This window comes from Nostoc sp. DSM 114159, assembly GCF_053470285.1.
Map to the genome: position 1 here is coordinate 8,131,840 of NZ_JBPFEH010000001.1, position 10,731 is coordinate 8,142,570.

Annotated in this window: 4 protein-coding genes; 3 read left to right on the top strand and 1 reads right to left on the bottom strand. The window is 41.8% G+C overall.

What is annotated here, in order from left to right; genetic code table 11:
- The first annotated feature begins 235 nt into the window (after nucleotides 1-235).
- Nucleotides 236-5,008 (top strand): esterase-like activity of phytase family protein, encoded by a 4,773-nt coding sequence (locus tag ACR5KR_RS34190; RefSeq protein WP_448269823.1) that lies wholly within the window; start codon nucleotides 236-238, stop codon nucleotides 5,006-5,008.
- Nucleotides 5,009-5,241: 233 nt separating this feature from the next.
- Here the strand turns inward: ACR5KR_RS34190 and ACR5KR_RS34195 are convergent, their stop codons facing one another.
- The gene (locus tag ACR5KR_RS34195; protein ID WP_448269824.1) at nucleotides 5,242-5,382 is read right to left on the bottom strand and encodes a hypothetical protein; all 141 of its coding nucleotides are present in this window, start codon (nucleotides 5,380-5,382) and stop codon (nucleotides 5,242-5,244) included.
- Between the two features lie 35 nt (nucleotides 5,383-5,417).
- Here ACR5KR_RS34195 and ACR5KR_RS34200 point away from each other — a divergent pair, with 35 nt between their 5' ends.
- Entirely contained in the window at nucleotides 5,418-8,093 is a 2,676-nt protein-coding gene (locus ACR5KR_RS34200; RefSeq protein ID WP_448269826.1) for an alkaline phosphatase family protein, read from the top strand.
- A gap of 612 nt (nucleotides 8,094-8,705) precedes the next feature.
- Nucleotides 8,706-10,730, top strand: coding sequence for a non-ribosomal peptide synthetase (locus ACR5KR_RS34205; protein ID WP_448269828.1), 2,025 nt, complete (start codon nucleotides 8,706-8,708; stop codon nucleotides 10,728-10,730).
- Nucleotide 10,731: the final 1 nt, after the last annotated feature.

The window sequence follows — 10,731 nt, forward strand, 5'->3', positions numbered from 1 at the left end:
TTTAATAGTTCAGAATCAACAAGTTTACAACTCAACTACATCTCTAGATGTCTAGAACTACACATTTTGCCCTAATAACACAGCAGATTTCAAGTTTTTGAAGTACACAAGTAAAGTCTGTTACTCAGGTATAAAGCGTGTTTTACTCCTGAATTCTGAATTCTGCTGTACTACTTTTTTGATTCCACTAGAGCGAAGACCATCTCAACAATTAAACACAGGGAGATTCTCTTTCATGGCTAAGAACGTCATCATTATGATTGGGGATGGTATGGGCTGGGAAATGGCTCGTGCTACGTCCATCTACAAAGAGATTCAAAATGGTAAGACAGGCGCTAATCTGAGTGATTTTTATACACAAGGTAAGGGTCAAGGACTCAACTTTCAAACACTCCAAGGCTACGGTTTGGCAACCACTTATGGGACAACGATCGCCGATAGTAATGGAGTTTTTAATACTGGTAATTCCGCCCTTGACGGGACTAATCCGATCACAGGAGAAAGCCCGGTTCGCCCTGGTTTCACCTTCGATCCAACTTTTAACCAAGGTAATACCCCAACAGGTGGTGCAAAAGTCAGTGATGGTGCTGTTGGAAACCTAGTAGGTTATGACCCTACCAGAGGCGGCGTTAATCCTTGGACTCCTGGTAACGATCCTGAATATATTAAGTACAGCTATCCTGACTCTGCAAACACTGCAACAACTCTGTACACTGGCGTCAAGAGCTACAACAACGCTGTTGGCGTTGATATTTTCGAGAATCCTCTAGAAACAATTCTCAAAACTGCAAACGAAGTTGGTAAATCTACTGGTTTGGTAACTTCAGTTCCCATCGATCATGCAACACCTGCTGCTGCTGCTGCCAACGTTAACCGTCGCAGCAAGTATGATGCTGACTATCCGGCATTAGACAACATCTTGCAACAGCAACTCCGTGTCTATCAACCAACAGTATTACTTGGTGGTGGACACCCACTCTCTGCTCCTGGAGATTTACTACCAAACGGGATTGAGCCTAATAGGAGCAATGAATACATTAGTCAATCCACCTACACAGAACTTAGCACTAAACCAACTAATAACATCTACGATTACACCTTTTTAGAGCGGGGCGAGAATGCCGCCCAGAAACTAGCCCAAACTGCGGCGACAATCGATCCAGAAAAAGGCGATCGCCTCTTCGGTCTATACGGTGCGCGTGGTCAAAATGGTAACTTGCCTGTCAGTTCTGCCAACGGCGACTACAGCACCACTGGTTTAGATATGTTCAGCGTTTTCACTAACCAAGGTGATAACACCAAAGTGGACACCACACGTCCACTGCTTCCGGGAGAGACAGATGCATCTTTCATCGCCAAAGAGGTTAACGAAAACCCAACTCTCAAAGACTTGACAAGTGCTGCATTAGATGTATTGGGTAAAGATCCCGATGGTTTCTGGTTAATGGTTGAAGGTGGCGATATCGATTGGTCTGCCCATGATAACAACATAGACAACTTGATCGGCACCACCTTGGACTTTGATAAAGCAGTTGGATCTACGATTGACTGGATCGATAAAAATGGTGGTTGGGATGAAAACCTACTAATCGTTACTGCTGACCACGATCACTACCTGACTCTCGACGGTAATTTTCCGACTTTAGTAAAAAATCAAGGTGCTGAAGCATTAACCAATTTGGATACTCCAGCAGAAGTTGGACATTACTGGGGGTCCGATCCGAATGTCAAGTATGGTTGGGGAACTCACACCAACCGTCCCGTACCTGTTTACTACCAAGGTGCTGGTTCTGAAGTGTTAAATAGCTTGGTTGGTAAAGGTTATAACGCCTACGGTTCTGATATTCCAGGAATTGCGGGTTTAAACGATCAAACCCACATCTACCAAACAATGTTTGCTTCAATAGTGCCAAAAGTTGAGTTAGTAGGCTTTGCTTCTTTGCCTGCTGATACATTTAGTGATGGGCCAGCTTCTGGTGCAGACATTTCAGCCAATGGCAGAACCGGGCCTTTCCCAGGACAGCCAATTCAAGGCTTTAGCGGGGTTCAATTTGCTAACAGCAACTCTTTCTACTTCCTGTCAGACAATGGTTACGGTAGTAAAGACAATAGTGCAGATTTCCTACTGCGGATTAATCGTTTAGACCCGAATTTTAAGGGAACAGAGAATGGCGATGGTAGCGTTAAAGTTTTAGACTACATTCAATTGTCTGACCCTAACAATAAAGTTCCTTTTGAAATTGTGAATGAGGGAACTACTCAAAGATTGCTGACTGGTGCAGACTTTGATGTAGAGTCATTCGTCTTTGATAAAGACGGGACAATCTGGGTGGGAGACGAGTTTGGCCCTTACCTGCTGCATTTTGATGCCACTGGTAAGTTATTAGAGGCTCCCATCGCTACACCCGACCAATTCAAAACTTTAGATGGAGAAGCACCTAAAGTTATTGGTCACAGAGGTGCAAGTGGCTATCGTCCAGAACACACCTTAGAGTCTTATAAGCAAGCGATTGAGCGCGGTGCTGACTTCATTGAGCCTGATTTGGTTGTGACAAAAGATGGTGTGCTAATTGCTCGCCATGAGCCAGCCTTAGCAGTTTTGAACGCTGATGGTACTGTCAATTTCAGCAACACAACCACAGATGTTTACAAACATCCAGAGTTTGCCGATCGCAAAAAAACAGTAAGCTTAGATGGAAACACAATTACAGGTTGGTTTGCTGAAGACTTCACCTTAGCTGAAATCAAGACTCTAAGAGCAGAAGAACGTTTACCTTTCCGCGATCATTCCTTTGACGATAAATTTGAGATTCCCACCTTCACGGAAATCATCAATTTGGTTAAGGATGTGGAAGCCAAGACAGGTAAAAAGATTGGTATTTACCCGGAAACTAAGCATCCGACCTATTTTGCTGATGAAGCCACCTATGTAGGCACTACGGACAAAATACACAGAAACATCAGTCAGTTACTCATTGATACGCTCAAAGCAAATAACTTTACTGACCCCAGTCGGATTTTCATCCAGTCCTTTGAAGTGAGTAACCTTAAAGAACTGCACGATCGCATTATGCCTGCGGCAGGCGTAGATATTCCACTCATCCAACTTCTAGATGCCAGTGATATTGACATCAACGGTAAAATTATTGAAAGTCAACCTTATGATTTGAAAGTCAGTGGTGACACTCGCACCTATGGCGACTTACGAACTCCAGAAGGCTTGGCTGAAGTTGCGACTTATGCTGATGGCATTGGCCCTTGGAAACGGATGATTGTTAGCGTCAAAGGTACTGATGCTAATGGTGATGGCAAAGCTGATGATGTGAATGGGGATGGAGCAGTCAATGATGCTGATAAGACAACATTACCTCCTTCTACCTTAATTCAAGATGCTCACAATGCCGGATTGCAGGTTCATCCTTACACTTTCCGGGCAGAAGATCAATTCTTAGCAGCAGATTACAAAGGCAAGCTAGAGTCAGAAATTCAGCAGTTCTATCAATTAGGGGTAGATGCACTCTTTTCAGATTTCCCAGATATTGCCGATAAAGTACGGGATAAACTTAGAGACGATCCTCAGTATAATGTAGTGCGATCGCCACAAAATCCCGACGTTCTCTCAGGAGATGCTTTTGCTAACTTGGCTGGTTCCAAAGGTTTTGAAGGTGGAGCAATTAACGCCAGCAAAACTAAGCTTTATTTCCTCCTAGAAGGTACGGTTCAAGGTGATACTCCTGGTGCTTTGCGGATTAACGAATTTGATTTAGCTAGTCACAAGTATAGTGATAGAAAACTTTACTACAGACTGGACAATCCCTCAAATTCGATTGGGGATTTAGCAGTTATCAATGATAATGAATACTTAGTCATTGAACGGGATAACAATCAAGGAGCTGCGGCTAAATTTAAGAGAATCTACAAAGTAGACTTGTCTAAAACAGATTCTAATGGCTATGTAGCGAAAGAAGAAGTTGCAGACTTGTTAAATATTCAAGACCCCAATGACCTCAATGGAGATGGCAAAACTAACTTTGACTTCCCCTTTCAAACAATTGAAAATGTTTTAGTTGTTGACAAAAACACCATTTTGGTCGCTAATGACAACAATTATCCCTTCTCTACAGGTCGTCCTGGAAACGATCCTCAAAATCCAGTCATAGATAACAATGAAATTCTACTGCTGAAGTTAGAGAAGCCCCTTAACCTTGCTCCTGGTTTAGGTCAACCTCAAGCTGAAGAAATTAAATTTGGCTCTAATAGCAGTGATGATATTACCGTTGAGCCAAATCAAACCTTACTCACAGGTGACGCAGCAGACTTTGTACAGGGTACTAAAGGCAACACAATCCAGACTGGAAACGGTGAAGACACTGTGGTAGTCGGTAGTGACTCCTTGGCGTCTACTGGAGATGGTAACGATCGAGTCTTAATTGGCGCAAGTGGTCCTGCTAACAACACTAATGCTGATGGTGGCAATGGTAATGACGAAGTTACCGTAGTAGAAGCCAATGGTACTAATAATTTACTTGGAGCAGCAGGTAATGATACTTTGACAGTAGTTGAAGGTTCGCGTCAATTATCCTTCGGTGGCTCAGGTAACGACACCCTCACCAGTAATGGTAGCAATAACCGTCTCTATGGTGGTTCTGGAGATGACAAACTCTTCTCTAATGTCAATGATTCTCTGTTTGGTGGCGATGGTGATGATGTGCTATTTGCTGGTAAACAGGGTGGTAATAGCCTTGCTGGTGGTGCTGGTGCTGACCAGTTCTGGATTGCTAACGCCGGTCTGCCATCTAGTAAGAATATCGTGGCTGATTTTGCGATCGGCACTGATAAAATCGGGCTTGGTGGCACTGGCATTAGTCAATTTAGTGCTTTAACACTGTTGCAACAAGGTAGTGATACTTTGGTAAAAACTGGAAATACAGAGTTGGCTTCATTGCTGGGAATTACATCAACTAGCCTCACAGCAAATGATTTCGTTTTTTCTGCCAGTATAGTTTAGCCAAAAGATAATTACAGCTTAGATTCAATATTCATTCATTAGTTAAGCTGTAGCGATTTTGCTAATGCGGGGGAATGATATTCCCTCGCTTTTTATATCTTCTATAGTAATTTTGCCTTTAAGAATCTTTCTGCTTCTTGTCCCAAATCTTAACTTGTTTATAACTTTCCTTAAACATTAAACAACTATCTTTTGAAACAGTAACCAGATTTAAGTTCATTAATTTATCTCCACTAATTTTTGTAGACTTTAAGCATTTTGTCGCCAAATACTACTTGGGTTTCTGTAGCCAAAAATTTTTTGCTTGGGTTGAGTGTAATTAATCGCTCATAAAAACACACAATTGCTGCGTAGAGGTAGCCAGTCGTAGGCATCGCTCGTAGCTCATAATACTTAAGGAGTAGTCGGCATGACTGATACAAATGGCAACGGTAGAAATGTCATTATTTTTGTTGCAGATGGATTGCGTAACGGTTCTGTAAACCCAATTGATACCCCGACTTTATATAGCATTCGTCAGCAGGGAGTTACTTTCGCCAATAGTCATTCGATCTTTCCGACATTCACCACCCCAAATGCTTCTGCGATCGCCACGGGGCATTATCTTGGTGATACAGGTGACTTTAGTAACACCATATACACTGGTTTTCCTAGTCCTAATGCCAATGGTAGTGTCACGCCATTTATCGAAAATGATGCGGTTCTGGGGGATATTGATGAAAAATTCCCCGGTAACAACTTTTTAGATGAAGAGTCACTCTTAGCTTACGCGCGATCGCAGGGTTTCAACACAGCAGCAGTTGGTAAATTAGGGCCTGTTGCGATTCAAGATGTTACCCAAGTTAACCGAGAAGGTGGTACTACAGGTACTATTCCTACTCCCGATACAATTATTATTGATGACACTACAAATGGTGCAACCCCGCCGCCTACAGCTGCCGGTTCACCTTCTGCTGTTCCACTCGATCCAGATATTGTTAGTCGGTTACAAGCTGCTGGTTTAGATGTAAAACCGACACCGCGAGTCCAGCCAGCTGGTACCAACACAACTCCTGGCACCCTGAATGCCAATGTGGCTCAACAACAATACTTTGCAGATGCCACTACCAAAGTAATTTTACCCAAGTTTCAAGAAGATGGTAAACCATTCGCATTGGTTTACTGGTCAAGAGATCCTGATGGTAGTCAACACAATCAGGGTGATAGTTTAAACACCTTGACACCAGGTATCAATGGCCCGACTTCAAAAGCTGGGGTCAAAAATGCTGATGATAATTTAAAGCAGCTTCTTGACTATCTTAAAAGCACAGGCTTGGACAAGACTACTGATGTCTTTATTACTTCCGACCACGGTTTTTCTACCATCAGCAAACAAGCTATTGATAGCCAAGGGACAAAAACTACAAGTTATGCTGCCACCCAAACTTATGAAGGCGTAAATCCGGGATTTCTACCAGCAGGTTTTGTGGCAATTGATTTAGCTCACGATCTAGGCCTACCCTTATACGATCCTAACCCTACAACCCTTCCCCCAGACCTCAACCACATCCAGTATGCAACTGTTGATGCCACAAAAGGTCAACGTCCTATTTCTGGGAATGGTGTAATTGGTGGCACAGGTGAGGTAATTAATGGCCAGCTTGACCCAGGTACAAAGATAGTTGTAGCTGCCAATGGTGGTTCTGACTTGATTTATCTACCTAATGGCAATGCTGACTTAGCCAAACAGGTAGTGAATTTGCTTTCACAAAAAGACTACATCAGTGGTATTTTTGTAGACGATGCCTACGGAACTATTCCAGGTGCTTTACCACTGAGTGCGATCGGGCTAAAAGGTGATGCTAAAACACCAGTTCCATCTATAGTTATCAACTTCAAAACCTTTAGCAGCGACCCAAATAACCCAAACAATCCTCAAGCTCAAGTAGAAATTGCTGACACAACTTTGCAGCAAGGGCAGGGGATGCATGGCAGCTTTGGTCGAGGTGATACCTTCAATAATATGGAGGCTATTGGTCCCGACTTTAAACAAGGCTATGTGGACTATGCGCCCGTCAGTAATGCTGATGTAACGCCTACACTTGCTCGGATTTTAGGGTTAGATATTCCCAGTAATGGCGATTTGAAAGGTCGTGCTATTACAGAAGCCTTGGTGGGAGGCCCGGATACAGTTTTCTCCACTAAAGAAGTCTTGACTTCAGAAGAAACTGCTAATGGTCAAGCTACAATTCTCGATTCTCAAAGTGTAGGCAATACTCATTACTTTACAGCCGCAGGGTTTGATGGTGGTACTGTTGGACTAACAACACTAGACCTTCAATTTGGTTCTACCAGTAGTGATGATGTCACCCTCAAGCCAAATCAAACCTTATTTACAGGTGACGGAGCAGACTTTGTACAAGGTAATAAAGGTAACAAAATTCTGACTGGAAGCGGTGATGACACGGTGGTAGTTGGTAGTAACTCCTCTGTGTCCACTGGGGATGGTAACGATCGAGTCTTGATTGGCGCAAATGGTCCTGCTAACAACACTAATGCTGATGGTGGCAATGCTAATGATGAAGTTACCGTAGTCGAAGCTAGTGGTAATAATAATTTGTTTGGAGGCGCAGGTGCTGACACTTTGACGGTAGTTGAAGGTACTCGTCAATTATCCTTCGGTGGCTCAGGTAACGACACCCTCACCAGTAATGGTAGCAATAACCGTCTCTATGGTGGCTCTGGAGATGACAAATTATTCTCCAGTGTAAATGATTCACTATTTGGTGGTGATGGTGATGATGTGCTATTTGCTGGTCAAAAGGGTGGTAATAGCCTTGCTGGTGGTGCTGGTGCTGACCAGTTCTGGATTATTAACGCCAGTCTGCCATCTAGTAAGAACATTGTGACTGATTTTGCGATCGGTATTGATAAAATCGGGCTGGGCGGGATTGGCGTCACTCAATTTAGTGCTCTAACCCTATTGCAACAGGGTGCTGACACTATCGTAAAACTCGGAAATACCGAGTTGGCTTCATTACTACAAATTACCTCAACTAACCTGACAGCAAATGACTTCGTTTTCTCTGCTAGTGTTGTGGCTTAGTCTGTTAGGCTAGTGCAGCACGGCAGAAATAACTATCAGTTGAAACAGCGGTTTTCAATTACATAGACTACAGCAAATAGTTGGTTATTGTGGGGTGGGCATTGTAATGCTCACCCTATTCTCGTTTTGCTGGAGTTCAACCTACCTCGAAGAGTTTACATTACTTATCAGTTGCTAAAATCGCAGTATTCCTTGTTCCTCAAGGTATTAATTCTTCTTGTTATCTCGAAATCAGCCTGCGTACAGTTAATATTCCCATTGCAAACATCTCTAAAGTTTTAATTTTCAGTGAAGATGTACTGAAACTAACTACGATTTTGAGGAAATAGGTCAGAATGAGAGAACTAAATCTTAGAGTCAATGCCCTTTCACACAAATATTGTAGGATTGCGGCATAATTTTTTGTGAAATTAATCTTTTAATCTAATTTTAAAGCTAACAATGTAACCATATATTCTACGTATAAACACTAATAAAAAAATATAAAAACGCTTTTCCACTTTTGATTTTATCTGTTTATCTAAATACGAAAAATAAACATCTCTTCTTAAATTTAAATATACCCAATTTTTTGTTATTCATTGACACAAATATTTCTGCTTCAAGTTAAAAATGAAACCAATAACTAATTCATTGGCTCAAAATAAAAATGAATTACTGATGACTAATGGTCAACCTTCATCATCAGAAAGCAACTTAGAACGAGATAATTTAAGATTACCTATTTTGAAATCTGAAAATAACCTACTAATAGAGTTGAATCATCCTCAAACTGATTATCCTCAACAAGCGTCTATTCATCAGTTGTTTGAAACACAAGTCGAGAAAACACCTGATGCTGTAGCACTAATTTTTAATAATCAGCATCTTACTTATAGAGATTTGAATAATCGTGCTAATCAACTAGCAAAACATCTACAATCGCTAGGGGTAGGAACAGAAATTCTTGTAGGAATCTGCATAGAGCGCTCCTTTGAAATGGTTGTAGCACTCTTAGCTATCCTTAAAGCAGGTGGAGCTTATGTACCATTAGATCCAGGCTACCCACAAGAACGTTTAGCTTTCATGCTATCAGATACCCAGGTATCTGTACTATTAACTCAAAAAGAACTAGTTGCCAAATTACCTACTCACACAGCATTTGTAATTTGCCTAGATGCAGATTGGAACACAATCGCCCAAAATAGCAAAGATAACTTAAGCACTAGTGTCACTGCTGAGAACTTGGCTTATGTTATGTATACATCAGGTTCTACAGGTACACCCAAAGGTGTTAGCGTTATCCATCGTGGTGTAGTTAGGTTAGTCAAAGAAACTAATTATGCTCACCTCACATCTGAAGAAGTAATCCTGCAACTTGCTCCTATTTCCTTTGATGCTTCCACTTTTGAAATTTGGGGTTGTTTACTTAATGGCGGGCGACTAGTAATTTATCCTCCTAATACACCATCTTTAGAGGAATTAGGGCAGATTATTCAGCAATACCAAGTTACTACTCTTTGGCTGACAGCCGGTTTATTTCACCTGATAGTAGATGAAAAAATTGATGCTTTAAAATCCTTACGTCAACTTTTAGCGGGTGGTGATGTCTTATCTGTTCCCCATGTACAGAAGTTTCTCCAAACAGTAGAGAACTGTCAACTAATTAATGGTTATGGACCTACTGAGAATACAACTTTTACCTGCTGCCATCCGATAACAGCACCACTACAACTAGATGTTTCGATTCCTATTGGTCGTCCAATTGCTAACACCCAAGTTTATATATTAAATAAAAACCTCCAATCAGTATCAATTGGAGAAGCTGGTGAATTGTACATTGGTGGTGATGGATTAGCTAGAGGCTATTTAAACCGCCCAGACCTAACTGCCGAAAAATTCATTTCTCACTCATTTGATTGCAATTTGGCAACACGCCTTTACAAAACTGGAGATTTAGCTCGTTATCTTCCAGATGGCAATATCGAGTTCTTAGGTCGGATTGACAATCAGGTAAAAATTCGCGGTTTCCGAATTGAACTAGGGGAAATTGAGCGAGAAATTGCCCAACATCCAGACGTTCGGGAAATTGTCGTCTTAGCTCGTCAAGATGAAGCAGGTGAAAAACAGTTAACGGCTTATATTGTTCCTCACTATAACAGTGGATATACGCACAATAAATTACGTAGTTTCTTACAACAGCGACTACCTAATTACATGGTGCCATCAGCATTTGTGATGTTAGAGTCACTGCCTTTGACTGCAAATGGCAAAGTAGATAGACATAAATTGCCAGCACCAAGTAGAGAACGTCCGCAACTGGAACAAGCGTACATTGCTGCGCAAACCGATTTAGAACGTCTGCTTGCAGGTATTTTATCGGAACTGCTCAAAATCGATCGCGTTGGGATTGATGATAATTTCTTTGATTTGGGAGCAACTTCAATCTCAATTCTCCAAGTTGCTGCGCGAATAAAACAAGAACTTGGTATTGAGCTACCTGCTGTGAAGCTATTTCAGTATTCAACAATTGGCTCTTTAGCAAACTATTTAAATTCAAACCAGAACAGCCAACCGTCTTCTGACAAGCTGCAAAATCGCGCCCAACGCCAACAAGCAGCTCGTGCTCGTCGCCGTAATCATCAACAAGGTGTTTAAG

Bases quoted from the DNA above. Each gene is read 5' to 3' on its own strand.
- ACR5KR_RS34200 (WP_448269826.1), top strand. From the start codon at position 5,418: ATGACTGATACAAATGGCAACGGTAGAAATGTCATTATTTTTGTTGCA.
- ACR5KR_RS34195 (WP_448269824.1), bottom strand. From the start codon at position 5,382: ATGCCTACGACTGGCTACCTCTACGCAGCAATTGTGTGTTTTTATGAG.
- ACR5KR_RS34190 (WP_448269823.1), top strand. From the start codon at position 236: ATGGCTAAGAACGTCATCATTATGATTGGGGATGGTATGGGCTGGGAA.
- ACR5KR_RS34205 (WP_448269828.1), top strand. From the start codon at position 8,706: ATGAAACCAATAACTAATTCATTGGCTCAAAATAAAAATGAATTACTG.